The sequence below is a fragment of the Lyngbya sp. PCC 8106 genome, from assembly GCF_000169095.1.
In the GTDB taxonomy this organism is placed as follows: Bacteria; Cyanobacteriota; Cyanobacteriia; order Cyanobacteriales; family Microcoleaceae; genus Capilliphycus.
Genome location: NZ_AAVU01000002.1, coordinates 74,673 through 94,736, shown reverse-complemented (window position 1 = coordinate 94,736; position 20,064 = coordinate 74,673). Strand labels below are relative to the sequence as shown.

The 20,064-nt window shown below is 40.6% G+C and carries 19 protein-coding genes; 4 read left to right on the top strand and 15 right to left on the bottom strand.

The genetic code is table 11. The features are described from left to right. Positions 1-19 precede the first annotated feature (19 nt). The 10 genes from L8106_RS01525 to L8106_RS01480 form a co-directional block, all read right to left on the bottom strand. A complete protein-coding gene (locus L8106_RS01525) occupies positions 20-937 on the bottom strand; it encodes a sulfotransferase (RefSeq protein ID WP_009782393.1) in 918 nt (305 codons plus the stop codon). An 84-nt stretch (positions 938-1,021) separates the two neighbouring features. After that, positions 1,022-1,939, bottom strand: a complete 918-nt coding sequence (locus tag L8106_RS01520; protein WP_009782392.1) for a sulfotransferase — start codon at positions 1,937-1,939, stop codon at positions 1,022-1,024. A gap of 37 nt (positions 1,940-1,976) precedes the next feature. Next, on the bottom strand, positions 1,977-2,894 hold the full coding sequence (locus tag L8106_RS01515) for an Npun_R2821/Npun_R2822 family protein (RefSeq protein WP_009782391.1): 918 nt from the start codon (positions 2,892-2,894) through the stop codon (positions 1,977-1,979). Between the two features lie 14 nt (positions 2,895-2,908). Beyond that, a complete protein-coding gene (locus L8106_RS01510) occupies positions 2,909-3,904 on the bottom strand; it encodes an Npun_R2821/Npun_R2822 family protein (RefSeq protein WP_009782390.1) in 996 nt (331 codons plus the stop codon). A gap of 134 nt (positions 3,905-4,038) precedes the next feature. Continuing rightward, positions 4,039-6,045 (bottom strand): ABC transporter ATP-binding protein, encoded by a 2,007-nt coding sequence (locus L8106_RS01505; protein WP_009782389.1) that lies wholly within the window; start codon positions 6,043-6,045, stop codon positions 4,039-4,041. Positions 6,046-6,115: 70 nt separating this feature from the next. Next, positions 6,116-7,300, bottom strand: a complete 1,185-nt coding sequence (locus L8106_RS01500; RefSeq protein WP_009782388.1) for a glycosyltransferase family 4 protein — start codon at positions 7,298-7,300, stop codon at positions 6,116-6,118. 130 nt (positions 7,301-7,430) lie between these two features. Beyond that, positions 7,431-8,357, bottom strand: coding sequence for a polysaccharide pyruvyl transferase family protein (locus L8106_RS01495; RefSeq protein WP_009782387.1), 927 nt, complete (start codon positions 8,355-8,357; stop codon positions 7,431-7,433). Positions 8,358-8,442: 85 nt separating this feature from the next. Next, the gene (locus L8106_RS01490; RefSeq protein WP_009782386.1) at positions 8,443-9,597 is read right to left on the bottom strand and encodes a glycosyltransferase; all 1,155 of its coding nucleotides are present in this window, start codon (positions 9,595-9,597) and stop codon (positions 8,443-8,445) included. Between the two features lie 85 nt (positions 9,598-9,682). Continuing rightward, positions 9,683-10,924: a glycosyltransferase family 2 protein gene (locus L8106_RS01485; protein ID WP_009782385.1), complete on the bottom strand. Its 1,242-nt coding sequence runs from the start codon at positions 10,922-10,924 to the stop codon at positions 9,683-9,685. A 5-nt stretch (positions 10,925-10,929) separates the two neighbouring features. Further along, on the bottom strand, positions 10,930-11,139 hold the full coding sequence (locus L8106_RS01480; protein ID WP_009782384.1) for a hypothetical protein: 210 nt from the start codon (positions 11,137-11,139) through the stop codon (positions 10,930-10,932). Positions 11,140-11,321: 182 nt separating this feature from the next. Here L8106_RS01480 and gloB point away from each other — a divergent pair, with 182 nt between their 5' ends. Continuing rightward, positions 11,322-12,095, top strand: coding sequence for a hydroxyacylglutathione hydrolase (gene gloB / locus L8106_RS01475; protein WP_009782383.1), 774 nt, complete (start codon positions 11,322-11,324; stop codon positions 12,093-12,095). Positions 12,096-12,238: 143 nt separating this feature from the next. On the opposite strand, the gene L8106_RS01470 is transcribed toward gloB, so the two are convergent. Both L8106_RS01470 and L8106_RS01465 read right to left on the bottom strand, forming a co-directional pair. Further along, positions 12,239-13,054 (bottom strand): hypothetical protein, encoded by an 816-nt coding sequence (locus L8106_RS01470; RefSeq protein ID WP_009782382.1) that lies wholly within the window; start codon positions 13,052-13,054, stop codon positions 12,239-12,241. A gap of 281 nt (positions 13,055-13,335) precedes the next feature. Continuing rightward, positions 13,336-14,187: a DUF1206 domain-containing protein gene (locus L8106_RS01465; protein WP_009782381.1), complete on the bottom strand. Its 852-nt coding sequence runs from the start codon at positions 14,185-14,187 to the stop codon at positions 13,336-13,338. A gap of 193 nt (positions 14,188-14,380) precedes the next feature. Between L8106_RS01465 and rplI the strand changes: the two genes are divergently transcribed. After that, positions 14,381-14,839, top strand: coding sequence for a 50S ribosomal protein L9 (gene rplI, locus L8106_RS01460; protein WP_009782380.1), 459 nt, complete (start codon positions 14,381-14,383; stop codon positions 14,837-14,839). A 149-nt stretch (positions 14,840-14,988) separates the two neighbouring features. Beyond that, positions 14,989-16,905 carry a replicative DNA helicase gene (gene dnaB, locus L8106_RS01455; protein ID WP_009782379.1) on the top strand — a complete coding sequence of 639 codons (1,917 nt, stop codon included), beginning with the start codon at positions 14,989-14,991 and terminating at the stop codon, positions 16,903-16,905. Positions 16,906-16,981: 76 nt separating this feature from the next. Here the strand turns inward: dnaB and L8106_RS01450 are convergent, their stop codons facing one another. Together L8106_RS01450 and L8106_RS01445 are read right to left on the bottom strand one after the other, a co-directional pair. After that, positions 16,982-17,542, bottom strand: a complete 561-nt coding sequence (locus L8106_RS01450; RefSeq protein ID WP_009782378.1) for an FKBP-type peptidyl-prolyl cis-trans isomerase — start codon at positions 17,540-17,542, stop codon at positions 16,982-16,984. A 63-nt stretch (positions 17,543-17,605) separates the two neighbouring features. Next, positions 17,606-17,935 (bottom strand): phasin family protein, encoded by a 330-nt coding sequence (locus tag L8106_RS01445; RefSeq protein ID WP_039895268.1) that lies wholly within the window; start codon positions 17,933-17,935, stop codon positions 17,606-17,608. A 141-nt stretch (positions 17,936-18,076) separates the two neighbouring features. Between L8106_RS01445 and L8106_RS01440 the strand changes: the two genes are divergently transcribed. After that, positions 18,077-18,436, top strand: coding sequence for a hypothetical protein (locus L8106_RS01440; RefSeq protein WP_009782376.1), 360 nt, complete (start codon positions 18,077-18,079; stop codon positions 18,434-18,436). A 93-nt stretch (positions 18,437-18,529) separates the two neighbouring features. Here the strand turns inward: L8106_RS01440 and rppB are convergent, their stop codons facing one another. After that, on the bottom strand, positions 18,530-19,921 hold the full coding sequence (gene rppB / locus L8106_RS01435; RefSeq protein ID WP_039895267.1) for a two-component system sensor histidine kinase RppB: 1,392 nt from the start codon (positions 19,919-19,921) through the stop codon (positions 18,530-18,532). Positions 19,922-20,064 lie beyond the last annotated feature (143 nt).

Here is a 20,064-nt window from a genome sequence, read left to right as displayed (position 1 = left end):
AAATACTTAAAATTTTAAACTAACTTTGATACCAATGCGTTAAGTCTCGTTCAAGTAACTGGCTAAGTCGTTTGATCTCAGGAGTAAATTCTTTTTGAAGCGTTTTCTTTAGTTCAGGATCTAAAGATGAGCGAGGTTTAAACTGAGTATTTGCTCTTTTTACTTTTTCTTTAATTCCTTCTAAAATGGCTCGTCTAGTCGCTTGAGGTAAAGGAATAAAATATTTACCAATTTCTAGCAGTTTTGAGGGTGGATATTTGACTAAATTTAATAAAAATCTACTTTTAACTGTTTTATTAGAATTCACTCGCACAAATTCCGGTTGAAAGTCAGGAGTAACTTCTAAAAAATTTAAAATTTCTTGAAAAGTTTTTGATGTATCTTGATTAAAATCCTCATAAAAAATCACTAAAACTTGTTCTTTTCCAAAAAGATCAAAATAACGTTCTATCTGTTCTGAAAATTTAACCACATCTCGATAGGTAAAAAATTCTTTATTTCGATGTTCTCTAATGATCACATTATGATCGCTGTCGAGTTCTGCTGCTAAAACCTGTTTAAAGTCTTGAATCGTTTCATTTCCATCATACAAGCGTTGACTATGAAGGGAATACAGTAGGGAAACAGGTTCTCTCAACATAATAATAATTTTAGCATCAGGATTAAAATCATAAATCGCTTTTGGTGCTTCCTGACTTCTGAGATAACTCGTAGAACCTTCTCCACAAATTTTTCCCTTTCCCGGTTCAAAAAAGCTTAAATATTGCTCAAAGCTTTCTAATTTGGGCTGTGAATGTAAATCAAAATCAAAATAATAAAGTTCTTTTTGAGGAGGAATAAACAGTTCAGGATGTTGAGCTAGATATCTACAAGTTGCTGTTGTTCCACACTTCGGCGCTCCGACAATAAAGAAAGAAGGTTGTTTTGTACTTTTCATTTTCGTCTATTCAAATTAATGACAAGTCTATTTCTATTTTACTTTGACTGATTTGGCTATTTTGAAAGTGCTGCTTCAGGATATTTAATCCCATTCATAGGATTTATTCAAACTATTAGTCAAGCTATAAAATTGTTCAATTTTTTCAGAGTCTAGTTCATTTTTCCATCGTAAATCTAACTTGATTTTAAATCCTTGTTTCTCGTAGTAATTACCATGAACTTTTTCAACTTTACTCTCTGTTTCTTGACCTTTATATTTAGCAATGAGCGAACGAGTCCCAAAGTTTCCCGTAATTCCTAAATGATCGTATTTCCAATATTCGAGCATCTCCGCTTGGAATTCTATCCCTAGCATTTTACAGATTTTTTGAATTGTAGCTTCCGGTTCACTCGCAAGTTCTTCATAGCGAACAAGCATTTTACGTTCGGATGGGAACTGTTCAAAATACTTTTGATCCTCTTTCATTAAAGTAGACCATCTTTTGCTAAAATCTTCGACAGTCATATTTTTATCCCATCGTAGATAAGAGTTTAGAACCGCGCGACCATCTCGAATTAAATGAATTAAATAGCCGTCTATTTGTCCCGAACGAAATTCTTTAGCTTGCAGTTTCTTAGACACCCAATCTACATATTTTGAGGAGTCTATCAATACTTGTTTATCAAGCTTTGAAAACATTAATGAATAGGGATTGAGAATCTGATCGTTTCCCACCGTTTCTCGAACCAATCTCTCAATTTTCAACGGAATAGAAGGATTAATTCGATGATTACTTAATCCTGCTATCAGCATTTTTATTTCTTCGGGATTAAACTTTTCTTCCCAAAATTTTCCGGGTCCTTCCCAGAAATCTTGATGACGTTGGCGGTTCTGATAAATTTCGGGAAGTTTACTAATTTCATTTAAGTCAAAGCAGTCGGGATGGCTTCCTAAGATATAGTTCAGTAGTGTAGAACCTGAACGACCAATGCCTAAAACAAATACAACTTTTTTGTTCATCGAAAATTTCCCTGAATAAAGGTATAAACTGACAAGACTATGACTTAAAAACTTTTTTGATTTTGTTGACGATGTTTCCTTTCCAGTCTGTTTTTGGTTCGTTTTTTATCACTGAAGGTGGTTTGGGTTCATCAAGATAGCGGTAATCTTCCCAAATATCCCAATAGGGACATCCGGGTTCTATTTTAATTCCCGCCCAGTGAAGATATTGCAGTGTTTGATTCAATTTTGGATCAAAAAGTTGATTACCCTGTCGTTGAAAATGTGGGCTTCCCCCCCAACTTCCCGGTGCTTTTCCGGGTCGATTCACAATATTAAATCGTCGAGGAATTCGCTTTAAAATGAGATAATTAAAGATCGGTTGATCAGTGGTTTTTTGGGAAAAGTCAAAATATTCGGGATGGGATGAACATTCCTCAAAAGTTTGATATAAATCCTCTAGAGAAAACAAACCTTTTTTAGAAGCCCATAGCCCACTATTAAAGATATCTTTGCATTCATCTTCGGTAAAAATTCCATCTTCTAAAACTTTAGGGGTGAAGACATTTTCAATTCCACCTTTGTGCTGATAGTCACAACAGAGAAAGTCATAATGATTAAAATAGTTCAGGTTGTCAATAATTTTTTCAAAAACCACGATATCAGTATCAAGATACAGAAATTCATCGAATGGCCCAAACCAACACGCTTGTTTGCGATGTTTATTCGGATTATTGAAAAAATCTTGACCAAAAATACTATGCAAACGGTTACAGAGTTGACTTAAAAATTCTAGATCTTCAAAGGTTTTAACATTATATTTCTCAGTAATTGCTTCAGCAACCTGCTGATGATTTTCATCAAAAGGAATCAAAATAATCGGAGTTTCTGAGTCATAAAAACGAACACTATTGAGAAGTGCTATCGTCTGTTCAATTACCCGATCATTAGCGACAATATAAATACCGCGAATCATAAAAGTATCCTCAGTTAACGGGTGAACTTTAACTTCTTCAAAGCTCGTTGGAAGAAGCTGGGGGGTTGGTTGTACGGTTGGGGTTTTGAATTAAATTGCGGTTGTTTTTCGGGTTCGTGTAAATAGCGATAATGTAAAAAGACATCTCGATAGGGAAAATCTAAATTTTCTCCGTCACAAACTCGCGCAAAAACTTTAGAAGATATCCCAATATAATGCAGATAGGTTAAACGTTTACCGTGATCATAAATAAGATGATCTTTTTCTTGGAAATGAGAAGAAGTAACGCTATTTCCTGTAATATCACCTGGGGGTAAATTCAAAGCCAAATTATAGACTTTTAAACCGGATCTCATTACCATATAATTAAGAATTGGTTGATCAGCTGCCCAAATATACAAAACCTCTGCTTCTCCTTCCCGCAACTGTTTAAGCAAGTGATCGGTTTTTTCAGAATCAAATATCCCTTTTCTAGAAGCATAAAGCCCTGAACAAAAGATCGAAGATTGAATCTGTTCGGGAGAAAATAATTGATTCAGTTGAGCAGAATCGACATCATAAACATGACCGATATCCTTGTATTGAAAGTCATAAACAACCCAGTCATTCTGATTGAGTTGCTCAAAAATCGGATCAGCAGGTGCCATGAGTAGAGCGTCTGCATCGATGTAAAGAAACCGATCAAACGGCCCATCAAAGGCACAAAAAGGGCGATGATGACCAAACCTATAATAGGGAACAAATCCCCGTTCTTGTCGGCGTTGATGAGCGTTAGGGTGAGCATCCCAAACATCCCGAAAAAACTGATCCCATCGTTCGATTGAATCAGAATCATTGTAAATTTGGACTTGAGGCCGATGAGCAATTTCAGCCGTTATTTGCTCTATATTGTCGTCGTAGGGATAAATACAAACGGGTATATCAGCTCCATGATTTGCCTCAATACTATTTAAAAGGGCAAGGAGCTGATCATAAACTTTGTCGTTAGCAAGTGTACAAATTCCATCCATCTTTTTTAAGATTTATTAACAGACTTTGATTATTAGTGCAAACACCGAAGTCAATTACGTTGAAGATTATGAAAGAGAGTCAATATAGATTTAGTATAAATCTCTTTCAAAAAACTTAATCTTTTCAAATCAAACTATTTCCTATCAATTCGTAGTTTAACACTGTCTTCTATAAATTCCAAACTTTCAAGAATATGACTTGCGGAGCGATAGGACTCATTGATCAATTCAGAGCGTTCATCGGGATCATCCAACAAATCATCAGCAAGTAGCTGAAGAAAGCCAATCAAAGGATTTAAGCGGGATCGGACTTCATAGGAACTGCGGATAATGGCTCGATCTCGTTCCGCCTCATCCGCAAATTGCATTGAATATAGACGAGCATATTGACCTCCTTTTGACAATAATTCATTATGACTCCCTAGCTCTACAACTTGTCCTTTTTCTAATACTGCGATTTGATCAGCTTTTTGTACAGTGGAGAGGCGGTGAGCAATTACAATTGTTGTCCGATCATGACTAAGATCTTCGATAGCTTCTTGTACCAATCGTTCGGAGACTGTATCCAATGCACTAGTTGCCTCATCCAAGATTAAGATTTCTGGATTTCGGAGTAAAGCTCGTGCGATCGAAATTCGCTGTCGTTGTCCTCCTGAAAGTAGCACGCCGCGATCGCCTATTTTCGTCTCAAATCCCTCAGATAACTGGATAATAAACTCGTAGGCATTGGCTTGTTCTACAGCTTTAATAACTTGTTCTTCTGTCGCATCGGGCTTTACATAGGCAATGTTGTTATAAACTGAGGCATTAAAGAGGAAAGTATCTTGACTCACAATTCCCATCGCTGTTCTCAAGCTTCTGAGATCGAATTGCCGCTGATCAACCCCATCGATTGTAATGTTGCCTTGAGTTGGGTCATAAAATCGAGGAATTAGATCGGCTAAGGTTGATTTTCCTGCACCCGATCCGCCCACTAAAGCTAATGTCGTTCCCCGGGGAATAAAAATATCAATATTTTTCAACACAAGAGTATCATGGTCTGGATAAGCGAAGGAAATATTCTGCAAATGAATTCCCTCTTTAATCCCGTTGTAGGCTATTGTTCCATTACTCATAATCGGTTTATTTTTCCGATTTAGGAAGTCTTTAACCAATTCAACACCTGCATAAGAATTAGCAAATCTGCTGCGAACTCCATTCAAATTTGTCAGTAAGGGAAGAGAGCGAAAGAGAATAAAAAGATAAGTTAAAATAATTGTAGAAAGAGCTTCAATTCGATCTGCAAAAAATACCCGACCAATGGCTACAATGGCTAGAATAGCAATAATACTTGTGACTTCGTTGAGAGGAGCGATCGCTGATTCATTGACTTGATTTCTAAAAGCAATTTTCTCCCGATCTCGAATCAACTTCTTGATACGAGTATATTCCTGCTCCTCACTTGCTGCTGATTTCACAAAACGAATTCCACTCAAAATCTCAATCATGGCAATTGAATATGCCCGAGAAGCTTCACTGAGTAGTTCCCCCAGGCGTTTAGAGTATCGGATAAAAAACTGATTTGAGATCGTGACCAATCCAATTAAAATCGTAGAAGCCAAAGTTAATTCCCAGGAAATAGAAATTAGAATAATTCCATAAATTAAGAGGGTACTTGAAACGGTAAAAAATTGAATTAACGTACTAATTGCCGATGAAGTTCTCGCCACTTCATTAGACAGACGACTCATTATATCTCCAAGCTGTGATTTCGAGTGGTAGTCGATATCGACATCTAACAGCAACCGCACACCATCTTCTTTGAGATCGCAGACGAGACTTCGGCTCAGAGAATTAGACGTCAAATTTCCCACATAGGTCATCAAATTTTTTAAGACAATTGCGAGTACAATTGCTCCCGCCATTACCCCCAAGCGATATTGTTCTGGTACGGCATCAAATGGTGATACAATCGCCTTAATTAAGGGAGCTTCTGTGGTCAGTTGGATATCTTGTTCTAAGAAGGTGAGAACCACAGGAACAATTAGCGTTGTACTCACCCCATTAAAAATTGCTCCGGAAAATCCCAGGATAATCGTCACCAGAATTCTGAGGGGATAGCGTTTTGCATATTCAAGAAGAAATCTAAGATTGGGTGACATATAGCGATTATCCTTTTTGATCTAGAAAAAACTCTAATCATTTTCTCATTTTAACCGTAAGAGCTAGCCTCTATTGACTTGAGACTTTGGCAATTACATCTGATAGGATAGCTGACATTGCTTCCAAGCTATACTGGGCTGTGCATTTTAGTCGGGCTTGTTTTCCTTTAGCTTCAGCTTCTTCCCAGTGAGTGAAGATAGATTGAATACTTTCAGCTAGTTGCTCAGGAGACTCCGGATCAACGATGTAACCTGTATCTCCTAAAATTTCGGGAATATCTCCCACTCGCGTGGACAAAATGGGTTTAGCCATTGCCATGCCATCGGTTAACTTTAATGGAAATTGAGCTTGAGCCGCAGGACTATCTCGCTGCGGAATGACAATAATATGAGCTGCTGCCACAATTCCTGGCATTTCTGTAGACGGTGACTTGGGTATTTTAATGATCCAACGTCCCCATTTATCCGTCAACTCTTGGTCGTAATTATCGTATGGACTGCCACCGACGATAACAAGTCTCAAGTCAGGTTGATCGAGGCGATCTAAAGCCATTAAAACATCTTCAACGCCTTTGTAAGGTCGGGGCGCGCCGGGAAACATCAGAATGCGATATTCACTCAAACCATAACGTGATCGACTGTCTTGGGGGTTGTATTTTGCCGGATCAAAAAGGTGAACATCTTTACCATTCGGCACATAAACCCCACCAAAGCGTTTTTGCAGAAATTGGTTGTGAGTGGTAATCACATCTGCTTTTGAGACTAGACTCTCCATCCACTTTAGATAAAAAGGATAATCCGGTTGTCTTAACGCTCCATCGGGTTTCAGCACATCTCGGGCTAGTTGTCTGAAAGTGGGGCTATATTTCCACTGATCTCCTCCATGCCAACTTAACTCCCAGTCATCAATATCTAAAATTACCGGACGATGAGTTTGCCATTTTTTGATTAAAGATAAACCCCAACTCGTGGGTTTGGGCTTATAAGCATAAATGATATCGCCTGTAATTTGACGAAGCAACTGCTGGGCTGAAATGAAGAATTGCGGATAAAAGTTGTGTTTTCTCGGAACTGAAATAATCGGAATTTGGGTATTCGTAGTGACTGGCTGATCCTCGTTCTGCACAAAGCCAACCATTTCTACCTCAAGGTTAAGTTGCTGAAGGGCTTGAGATAATAAAAAGGGGCGTACTGCTCCTCCCCATCGCCCTGCACCGCTGCTAGAGAGATCTCCGACTACAACTGAAATCTTCACGAAGTACGCATCCTCCTTTCTCGGTTTTGGATGGGCTAGTTGGGTAGACGAGCGATTGACAGAAGCTTGAGTTTACCGCTAGTCACTGATTACTTTGATTCAATGCAGACCCGCCGATGCCAACTCGATGTTAACTAAATTTACCGGCTTGCACATCCTGCTTAAATCGTTCCAGGCGAGTCTCCAACTCAATCGTGAGTCCCTCAATATGAGCATCATCGCTGAGATTAGGTTGCACTCTCTGAGTCAAATCTATCATTTTCTCGGCCGTTTTTTGTTTGTTGTGGTGGTGAGTCAGAGATGTCATAATTGCCGCTCGACTGCCCCGAATTTTCCAGATTCCCTGTTGAGGCTTTAGATCTCGTAACTCCATTAATCCATAGGGTCGGTAGGCGACTTGTATCGACTCACACCAATCTTGCCATTTAAAGGGTAACAGCCTTTCTAAAGCCGTTTGAATGCAAATCCAAGGGACTCGCAAACTATCGGCGATGATCGCACCGTGTAAGGCTTCTGTGAGCAGAACTTCGGTTTGGCTAATTTGGGTGAGAACTTTCTCGATCGGCCAGCGAGCATCAATGTAGTTGACTCCCGCTAGCTGACAAACTTCGCTCCAGCTTTGTCCCCCATGTATCGATTGGGTAAAGTGGGGCATATAGCTATATTTGTAGCGTTTGGGTTCTGTGGGTTTAAATACTCGTCTGACCAAAACCGCCCCGTCTGTAACTGCGTATTCGGGAGGAAGACCTAATTTATAAGCCGAGAATGGGCCGCGAACACAATAAATTGTCCAAGAATCATCTATTTTTGGCATTCCTTCTTTATAGCTGGCTCCACTGTAGCCCACATATCCCACTCCGGTACTGAAAACGACTATCTGACGAGCATTCGGAACTCGTTCGGAGACGAGATGATTGAGTAAACTTCCAATACCTAGAAAGGCAGTTGTTTCATTATCGTCAAATACACCTGGAAGCAGTTTCTCCCACAACCAATCATTGAGTTCATCTCCGAAATTGGGTTGTTGTTCGCTTCTTCTATAAAAATAAATTTGCATTTTGCATTCTCCTAATCACATTGAAGCCTTCTCTATCGAACTCTGAATTTCGCAAAAATATATTAAATTTCCAGAAAATTCAGTATCAATTTGATTCAAAGTAACCTTCAACAAACGCTTGCACGTCCTCCATAAACTTTTGAGTTGAAAAAAGCTTTTTTCGATTTTCTAGGTCTGTCCTGAGCTTTTCTTGTTTTTCAGGATGACTTAAAACCTCAATAATTTTCTCGATAGCATCATTATCCTTTTGAAATAATAAATCGACATTTTCTTGACCGACAATTTCAACTTGCCCCCCCTGACTTTTCACAAAGGGAATCGAACCTGCTTTCACCATCTCGGCGATTGAAATGCCAAACGGTTCTCGCTTACAATGAATTCCATATCGACACCGACGCACAATATTAACATAGTCTTTATAAGGCAAATTTTCATAAAGTTCTACCCAATCTTTATTTTCAGCAACCATCTTTTTCAGAAATCGCATATACTGCCAGCCATAGATTCCGCCGCCACCGCCTGTCAAATATAGCTTAACATCAAATCCTTTTTTACGAACTTGGCTGAGGATTTGTATAGCTTTGTGTGGTTGTTTGGGTTGAGTTAATCGACCGCTACAAATAAAGGCATTTTCTTTTTCTTCCCAAGGAATCTGCTGCACATCTAACACAACGGGTGGATACACAACTGTTGAATCAATTCCATACTCTTTTTTTACCCGATCAGCAACATAGTAAGAATTTGACATTGACCAGTTGCTTTTTAATTGTTTCTCGGAAAATTTAGAAATATTTTGATAAAGCTTTCGATCCGTATCAAAAACTTTAATCCAGTGAAGATACTGAATCCCAGTACGACCCATATCTACAGCATTATAAGCGGATAAAACCAAGTCATATTCAGACGTATTTTCTTTGAAATATTTAATAAAAAGATGAGCAAATAGCATCCGAAACTCATCATTATTTGCCCTTAATAATTTTAGTGTAGGTGCAATCGATTCCGGCCACATATAGCGAATTTTGACACGCTGCTCGGATAATTGAGTGCCATACATTGAATTGAGAGAGTTGAGGTTTAAATTCGCTGTAGTAAATAAGGTGATATCATATTTATTTTTCAGTGCTTCTAAGATCCATAAAGCAACAGATTCAGCCCCTCCTCCAGCAAAACTGGGATAAAAAACAGCGATTGATTTTTGAGTTACATTTGTTTCAGATTGATCCGGAATCATAACCATAATAAACTTTTCACCCGACACCTAAAACTTATCTCTAAAGTTCCCATTACAACCGATCAAAACAGAGGAGTCTGCGAGAATAATATCATAAATCTGGATATGACTTATCCACTTGCGTGACTCGCCAACTCAACTTTAGATTAACCCAGAAATTCCAGAACGTCACTAGAGCGATCGCAATCAGTTTGGCAAGATATTCATTCATCCCCAAACCCCGAGACAGTAGATTAACAATTATTGCATTTAAGACCAACCCCGTTAAGCAAATGATATTAAACTTTAAGAACCTTTTAAACCCCTTTGTCCAACTCCGTTGTTGATGGGTCAGATCGGCAAAAGTCCATCGGTCATTCCAGAGAAAATTATTAACAATTGCAATCTCACCCGACAAAATCACACTCAAGGTCAATCCCAAACCCAGATGACGAAAGAGGTAAAACATCGTCAGATCCACAAACACCCCGCTTAACCCCACGACTCCAAACCGCAGAAATCGTTTAACAGGCCATAGAGTTAACCGCAATCGGATCAAGTGTTGTAGATATTCAATATACTGCTTCCAAGTAACCTTACTCGCCCCTTCTAGGCGTTCTTGAAATACATAACCCACTTCAGCAATCCAGCGACTATGACCTTGAGCTAATACCTCAATTAAAATCTTATACCCAATCGGACTCAGAGGTTTCTCTGCGATCGCCTCTCGTCTCACCAAAAAATAACCACTCATCGGATCAGACACCCGACTGACAACCCCCGGTAAAATTACCAGTCCGAGAACCTGCGCCCCCCGAGACAGAAACCGTCGCCCCAAACTCCAGTCACTCACCCCACCATTGTCTACATGACGACTCGCAACCGCTAAATCAGCGCCTTTGTGAATTTCAGCCCAAAGCTGGAGAAGTGTTTCCGGGGGATGTTGCAAATCAGCATCAATCACCCCTAAAATCTCACCATTAGCCACCTGCCAACCCCGAATCACCGCCGTTGAGAGTCCTCGTTGATATTGACGACGCATCACCCGCAACTGGGGATAAACCCAACAGAGATCATTTGCCGTTTTCCAGGTCAAGTCCGGGCTATCATCATCAACAACAATCAGTTCATACTCATCTCGTAGAACCCGATCCAGCATTTGACTCAACCCGGCGATCATTTGCTGAATATTTTCACTTTCGCAATAAGTGGGAATCACTAACGACAGTCGAATATTACGATGATCAGGTGTAGATTGTGTGACCGGGTTCCCAATGACCAATAAACCTGTCGGTTCACAGACAAGACTAGGAGATTGACTGGGACTCGGAAGATCAGGATGGATCTGGGACATTCACTTTAGAAGTCAATAACAGTGAAGCGACTGGTTTGAATATAGTCAAAAATGCGGTTAATCTGATTGCGTTGAGCATCAGTAATCTGACTATCTGAAAGGATCACCGACATCAGCTTTAGATACTCACTGCGATCAAGCTGTCCCGATGTCAGGATACGATCTAGCATTTGAGTCAGAGTCGGATTAGATTGATTTTGATTTAACCAACGCATAAGTTACCATTCCTGGGCTATTCCCTTAAGAGGAGTTCGCTACAATATCGGAAGTTGCTCATCATTGAGCCAAGATTGAGTAAACAGAGCAATTGTACTCGAAACTTAGAAATTTTGGATGCTTAACTCTAAGTGTCCCCGATCACGAGACTTCAAAATATCAAACCAGGAGACTATTTTTTATGCAGGTTGAGCGACTACCCGTATTATCAGACAATTATATTTTTTTACTACATGATCCCACTCACAATATAGCCGCCGTGGTTGATCCGGCTGAAGCTGCTCCAGTTGTTCATCGTCTGCGAGAACTCAATGCTGAGTTAGTGACCATTTTCAATACTCACCATCATAGCGATCATGTCGGGGGAAATCGTCAACTGCTTCAACATTTCCCTCAAGCTACAGTTTACGGGGGAGCCGAAGATCAAGATCGCATTCCAGGACAACAAGTATTTCTCTCCGAAGGCGATCAAGTCAAATTTAGCGATCGCTCCGGTGAAGTCTTTTTTGTTCCCGGACACACCCGGGCGCATATCGCTTATTATTTTCCGGCTCAAACTGAAGGTGAAACCGGAGAACTATTCTGTGGGGATACTCTGTTTGCGGGGGGTTGTGGTCGTTTATTTGAGGGGACACCGCAACAAATGGTGAGTTCTCTAACGAAATTGCGGTCTTTACCGGATAATACCCGTGTTTGGTGCGCTCACGAATATACCTTAAAAAATCTCAAATTTGCCCTCACGGTTGATGAAAATAACGCTGATTTAAAACACCGTTTTGAGCAGGTGAAAGTGGATCGTAGTCGAGATCAAGCAACCGTTCCTTCTACAATTGGATTAGAAAAGTTGACCAATCCGTTTATGCGTTGGGATGATGTGGCTCTCCAGTCAAAGGTCAAGAGTCAAGATCCGGTTCAAACTTTTGCACGTTTGCGAGGAATGAAAGATCAATTTTAAGGATTCAAATTTTGAAAACTAATTATTTTGAGAACTAGGAGACTAACTCTAAAGACACAAAGAATTTTCTCTGTGTCTTGTTGTATTTATTGTTAATTTTCGTGGAGGAATGAATCCTTCGTGAAGATCATCCTGGGGTTAGATTAGAGGGCGGAAGGATAAATTTCGTCAGCGACAAATACAGGTTTATTCTCATACTCAGCTTCAATTTCTTGTTTGAAGTCTAAATCCCAAGTCAGATCATAATCACGCTCAAATTCCGCTTCGACAAACGGACGCAAAGTTCCAACAATGGTCACACTTTCATCTTCATTCACTCTAGGATCAGGGTTAGCTGTAATGACTAATAAATCTTCACCCCCAAAAAGTTGTTCTTCATCAACGGTAAAGACACCCGTGCTTCTGATTTCTTCAACCTCTCCTTGTACCGCAATCCGCTGATAATAGTAATTTTCGGGGTTGGCGGTGATGTCACCTGGATCGGGCGACAACGCAATAGACTGAGCAATTACCGCAGGTTTTTGTTCATATTCTGCATAGAGATTCGGATCGAAGTCCAAACCGTACTCAGTTTCAAGATCTGCGATCACAAAGTTCCGCACTTCTCCTGTAATTTGAACTTGGTTTTCTGTTCCTTCTGGAAGAGTTATTCCTTCGCCGGAAGCATTGACCACTAATATTTCTTCGCCGCCCAAGAGTTGTTCATCATCCATTAGAAATGATGCCTCACCCACAACTTCATTAACATCTCCTCGAATGGTGACGGTTTGACCTGCATAATTAGAGGTTTCATCTGCAACTTCTTCTGCGGTGATATTTTCGGTTGTATCATCTGTTGTTGCGACTTCTGATGATGTACAAGCGGGTAGAAAAGTAGCAGCCATCAAGGATAATGCGATCGCTCCTAAACGAATATTTTTAGGATTTTCTGATTTAGAATTGTGTAACATATTAATCATTTTTTCCACTTTACTTAACTAAATTCACTAAATCTCCGTCTGTCAATATTCTCTACACTCTGCTTTAGAATATAGATCTCACACTTCATGCGTGGTTTTTAGAGATTCAGTAAGACTAAATATATCAGTTACATCTAGAGGGGCGATTCTCTCAGAAGAAGGATTTCGCTCAATCTAAAGGATGAGATGAGAATCTGTAGGGATCTTAATGATTTGAAATAATCTTTGATATTTGCTCAATTCTGCAATTGATCAATGGTTTCAGACTCAGGAAAAATACTTTAAATCCAATCGCGACTATACAAGGCGACCAGTAACATATAGAGAGCATAAGCCATAAAGCCAAAGGCAATCACGCCTAGCCACAGCGAGCCAAAAGGTTGATTTTGAAGTTGTTTTAATGCGTTGGCGAGTCCACCTGCGGGATCAGATCCAACCAGAAACGTCGCTTGCAGTAAGAAAATACCAATCATCATAAAACCAATCCCTCGGGCTGCTATTCCGACTTTCCCGATACCAATTGCCCACCTTTTCACCTGATGATTGAGAGTAGAATTAAACTCCCGAATATGACTCCCGCTATAAGCCCCATATAGGTAAGAACATCCCACACCTATTGTCGCGATTCCGCCGATAATCATCAGCCACAGTCCAAAAGGTTGCTCAAATAATTCTGCCGCTAAGTCCTCAATCGTATCATCATTGTCTACATCTAAACCCATGAATAACTGACTGGCTGTATAAACAACACCGCTATAAGTTAATCCACTTATGAAGTAGCCACATCGATGAATCAGACGTTTGAGATTGAATTCACCCGGATGTTTGGGGTCAAATAGAGCTTGAATTAATCGTCGTAAAACATAACCCGTTAAGCCAATGATTAAAATACCAATCAGCAGTTGTCCCCAGGGCTGTGCGGCAATTTTTAGCAATAGACCGTGAGTCCCTACAATCTCTTGATTACTTTCAAATATGGCGATTGTGGCCAGTAACCCAATGGTTCCATAAATGCTACCTTTCGCGACAAAACCCAAGCGAATCAAACCTTCAATCCATTGATGAACGGTGGTGGGTGCGGTGTGCTGAAATCGTTGTTTCACTTGAGGAATCGGATGAATATTTTTTGACATAAAATCGGGAGGTAGAGATATAGGGATATGGGGAGGTAGAGAGACGGGGAGAGAGAAAAAACTTCTGACTTTACGACTTCTGCTAGGTAGGGCGATGGGCTACTCAATCAAATTTCCTCTCATGTCTCTTGCGATCGCATCACTCAGGTCGCTATTATAGAGTGTTTGGGTTAAAAGATTATTAGGAACGATCATGGCAAAACGTGTTCAAGTTGTCCTCAGACAGGACATTAGCAAACTGGGTCGAAATGGGGACTTAGTAGAAGTGGCTCCCGGTTATGCTCGTAACTACCTCCTCCCGAAAAGTTTAGCAGTTCGAGCGACTGCGGGTATCCTCAAACAGGTTGAACGTCGTCGGGAAGAAGAACGTCAACGACAAATCGAACATAAACAAGAAGCGCAAGCGAACAAAACCGCTCTGGAAACCATTGGTCGCTTTACCATTGCTAAACAGATGGGTGAAAATGAAGCGATTTTTGGTACAGTAACAGCGGCCGAACTTGCAGAAGCGATTCAAGCCGCGACCAATAAAGAAATTGATCGTCGTGTTATTACATTACCCGATATCAATCACATTGGTTTTTATAAGGCAGAAATTAAGCTGCATCCTGAAGTTACAGCAGAAATCGAAGTTCACGTTGTCCCGAGTTAGGATAAGCCGTTATCAGTATGAATTTATAACGACTCATCACGCCGGAGTTTCTTTTGAGTAAACTTAAACTGAGAGCAAAGTTGTAAACAGACGTTCTCTGTGAGCGTCTGAAACTACTGATAACGGATTATTTTTATTCATCCTTAACTATGAAAAATCGATCTAACTTTCAACTCCCCAGCGATCGCTTATCTCCCCAAAATATTGAAGCAGAGGAGGCGATTTTAGGGGGAATTTTACTCGATCCCGAAGCGATTAGTCGAGTTGCTGAATTGTTAGATCCGAGTTGTTTTGCCATTCAAGCCCATCAAGCGATTTATCGCACAACGCTAAATTTACATTTACAAGGAAAACCGACTGATCTAATGACTGTTACCACTTGGCTTGCTGATCACGATCAGTTAGAAAAAGTGGGCGGACAAATGAAGCTAGCACAACTGGTTGATCGAACTGTTTCTGCGGTGAATATTGATCAATATGCTTTGTTGGTGATTGAAAAAGCCATGCGCCGCAATTTGATTCAAGCCGGACATGAAACAATTAATTTGGGTTATGATACAGCAGTTGATATTGAAGAAGTCTTAGATCAAGCAGAACAACAGATTTTTAATATTACTCAAGTTCGTCCGCAACAAAATTTAGTTTCAATTGCTGAGACGCTGATTAATACATTTCAAGATATTGAAGATCGTCACGAAGGTGTTGCCCTTCCGGGTTTAAATTGTGATTTTTATGATTTAGATGCGATGACGGGCGGGTTTCAGCGCTCTGATTTGATTATTGTTGCCGGTCGTCCCTCGATGGGAAAAACGGCACTTTGTACGAATATTTCCTATAGTATTGCTAAAATTCATAAGCTACCTGTGGCGATTTTTAGCTTGGAAATGTCGAAGGAACAGTTAGTTCAAAGACTGCTTTCTAGTGAGGCAAAAATTGAAAGTAATCGCCTACGTTCTGGGCGAATTAGTCAGAGTGAATGGGAACCGTTAACAATCGCGATTGGGACGTTATCAGAATTACCTGTTTTTATTGATGATACCCCTAATATTACGGTAACAGAAATGCGATCAAAGGTACGCCGTTTACAAGCAGAACAGGGCGGCGCAATGGGATTGGTTTTAATTGATTATTTGCAATTAATGGAGGGCGGGAGCGATAATCGGGTACAAGAATTATCTCGAATTACGCGATCGCTGAAAGGATTAGCGAGGGAATTAAATGTTCCGGTGATTGCGCTTTCACAGTTGAGTCGGAGTGTGGAATCTCGCACGAATAAACGCCCGATGATGTCGGATTTGAGAGAATCTGGTTGTTTAACAGGTGATAGCTTAATCACATTAGCAGATACCGGATTACAAGTACCAATTAAAGAATTAGTAGGGGAATCAGGCTTTTCAGTTTCGGCCTTAAATACAAAAACCATGAAGCTAGAAACAGCAATTGTTAGTAATGCTTTTTCAACAGGAACTAAGCCAGTTTTTAGATTAACAACTCGTTTGGGTCGTACTATTCAAGCCACAGGAAATCATCAATTTTTAACCGTTCACGGTTGGCAACGTTTAGATGAGTTAAGTTGTGGTTGTCCGATTGCTGTACCCAAATGTTTACCGAGTTCTAATTTACAATTGATGAGTGATGCTGAGTTAGGTTTTATAGATGAACGAACCGGAAAATTAGCTCAAGTTGTTAAATCAAAAACAGTAGCCTTGCTTGCTAACAGTGATGTATATTGGGATGAAATTGTGGCAATCACACCAGCAGGGAAAGAAGAAGTATTTGACTTGACTGTTCCTAGTTTACATAATTTTATTGCTAATAATATCGTTGTTCATAATTCCATTGAACAAGACGCCGATTTAGTGATTATGTTATACCGAGATGACTACTATAACCCGGATTCACCTGATCGCGGAATTGCTGAAGTGATTATTACCAAACACCGTAACGGGCCGACTGGAACCATTAAATTACTCTTTGATCCTCAGTTTACCAAATTCCGAAACCTAGCAGGAGGCGATCGCTATTTTCCGGCGGCTCAATCTAACACCCTTCCTCCGGCTCATTAGGATTAGACAAACAGAGGAGGAAATGAGGTCAGGGTTTGATCTCCCGATCTCCTCATTCCCAGAAGCAGAAAAGCGATTATTTAATATCCAACAATTCCACATCAAAAAGCAAAGTGGCATTCGGAGGAATGACGCCACCCGCACCACGGGCACCATAACCCAAATCAGAAGGGATAACCAGTTTACGTTGTCCGCCGACCTTCATCGAACCAACACCTTCATCCCAACCTTTGATCACCTGACCGACACCAATTTTAAATGAAAACGGCTGACCGCGATCGCGAGAACTGTCAAATTTTGTGCCATCTTCTAAAGTTCCAGTGTAGTGAACTACAACCGTTTGACCTTTTTGAGGAGAGGCACCATCTCCTACTTTTACGTCTTCGTACTGTAAACCGGAGTCAGTTGTCACCATCTTTTCTTCACTATCCATATTTTGAGCTAAAGTGACATTGGCTTTGGAAGCAATGCCTTGGGTTAACAGAGGATTACTCGAAGTTTTCACCTCTGAAGTGGAAGTCTGTTGAGTCGTTTGGATATTTGATGCTGTTGCTTCTTCGGTGGTCGTCACTTGAGCAACCAACAAAGCGAAAGCACAAACAATCACAATACCCAGGCTAACTAATATTTCTCTCACGGTTAACTTTCCTCAGTCTGCATCAGAATCAACCCGTTTCTTACTTTACCGCGTTGCGAGTCCCTAACGCCAGAGACGATTTTCTAAATCCCGAATTTGACGTTCTAAACGATCAAGGCGTCCCCGCAACTCATCGAGTTCAGTCTGACGGGGAACCCCAACATCTTGCATGACATTTCGCATTTGTCGCTGAAGTAGTTCCTCAAAGTTTCCTTGTTCAAGCTTGAGTCGCTGCATCATATCGTCCATAAAGACGCTTGCTTGTTCTGGGTTGAGGGTACCATCTTTAACCCACTGATCGGTAACTTCTTGGAGTTTCTCCGCAACGAGAGAGGTGGTTCCAATGCCAAGCATCAGGAGTTGCTTGAGTATGTTGTTACTATTATTGTCCATTTTCTTAGATTGAGATTTGGCTAAAATGGTCTAGTTAGAGTAAAACGATTAAACTCAACACTTTAATTGATCCTGGCTTACATTCTATCTATTGTGCGATCTTTCGCTTTGATCTCTTTCAACAACAACATTTTATTCAAAATGCCAGAATGTCCCCGTTGTCATCAACCCGTTGATTCTCAGGCGCTCGCTTGTCCCCATTGCAAGTTTCAGCTTAAGGCTTTTGGTCATCCCGGTATCCCGTTGCATCGAGCGACTCAAGAGACTTATCTGTGTAGTAGTTGTCTCTACCATGAGGATGATACTTGTAATTTTCCTCAACGTCCCTATGCCAAAGAATGCACTTTGTACCATGATCGTTCTGAACCGATTTTACCGCCTCCCCCAGTCAAATCTTCTCCTCAAGGGTTAGGAGCAATCAAATATTGGGTAAAAAATAATGGGGTTTGGTTAGTCTTGTTGGGTTTATTAGCAGTCAGTTTATTGTTGTCTGTTTTGTAACTCTACAATCTAACTCACTCTACGGTTAAATCAAAAAAATAAGCCGATAAAATCCGACATTCTTGTTAAATAGCCCCCTAAACAAGAATTAATTCAATTTTGTTTTTTCTCCCGATAAAATACTGAAAAAGAATGAGCGGCTAACTGTAGCGTAAAGGTGCTACCTCGATTAACTTGGCTTTCAACGCTTAACTGACCCCTATGAACTTGGGTGATCGCTTGGACAATTGCCAATCCTAAACCAGTTCCCCCCGTTTTGCGGGAGCGATCGCTATCAACCCGATAAAACCGTTCAAAAATGCGAGTTTGTTCGCCGGATGGAATCCCAATTCCAGTATCTTTTACCGCGATAATTGCAGTGAAATCATGTTGTTTTAAATCAATCCTCACCGAACCGCCCGAGGAAGTATATTGAATCGCATTTGCTATTAAATTGGAGACTAATCGATAGAGTTGCTGTTCGTTTCCGAGAACATAGATTAGATGTTCAGGAACAGAACTATAAAGCTGAATATCCGAGGCGATCGCCAGTTCTAAAAATTCTTCCGATAAGTCACCAACCAAGTCGTTGAGACAGCAAACTTGAAACGGTTTGGAAACGGTATTTTGTTCGAGACTACTGAGTAATAATAAATCCGAAATTAAATTGCTCAACCGTCTTCCTTGGCGCTCGATAGTATCCAACATCATATTAATATTTTGTCGGTCGGACGGTGGAACCCGCAAGATCGCTTCTACCGTTGCTAAAAGACTCGCCAGGGGCGATCGCAATTCGTGGGCTGCATTAGCTGTAAACTGTTGCTGCTGTTGATAAGATTGATAAATAGGCTGCATTGCCAACCCGGAAAGCCACCAACTAGAAGCCACAACCAAACCCAATGCTATCGGAAATCCAATCACTAAAATTAAGTTAATTCTTCTCGTTTCCGCGTCAAAAGATGCCAGCGTTCGCCCAATTTGTAGATAACCCCAGGAGGTCGAATTATCCTTGGCAAAATTGGCATCGGCTCCGTGCAGAATTGTGGTAAATTGGCGGTAACGTGTGCCATCGGCGGCATGAATTGTTTGCCAGGAAGTCGATGTTAAACGGTTGGAAATTTGGGCGGGTTGATTGGGCGAAAACGCCAAAAGATTTCCCCGATAATCAAACAGTCGAATATAATAGGTACTGCGATCGCTAATCCCGATTGTATGACGCTGAATTAAACTCTGGCTCACATTACAAGATTGCTCGGATAGACACAATTCTGGAAAAATTTGCTGTAAAATTACAACCGGATCACCAGAAGCGGGTAACATGGGTTCAAGACTATCATGGAGGGTTCCAGCAATTGATTCAATTTCCCGTTCTAAAGCATTCCAATTCGACTGAATTAATGCCCGATACATTCCCAACCCAGATAGACTTAAAATAACTCCCATCACAACCGCATACCAAAGCGCCAACCTAATCCGACTGCGGCGAAAAAGTTTGTGAGTATTCATAGGAAAAAGGGAACAGGGAACAGGGAACAGCGGTGCGACCCTGCGGATTCTCAATCCGCTCTGCGTAACGCGCACCAAGAGAGGGAACAGGGAATGGATAATGGATAATGGATAATGGATAATGGATAATGGATAATGGATAA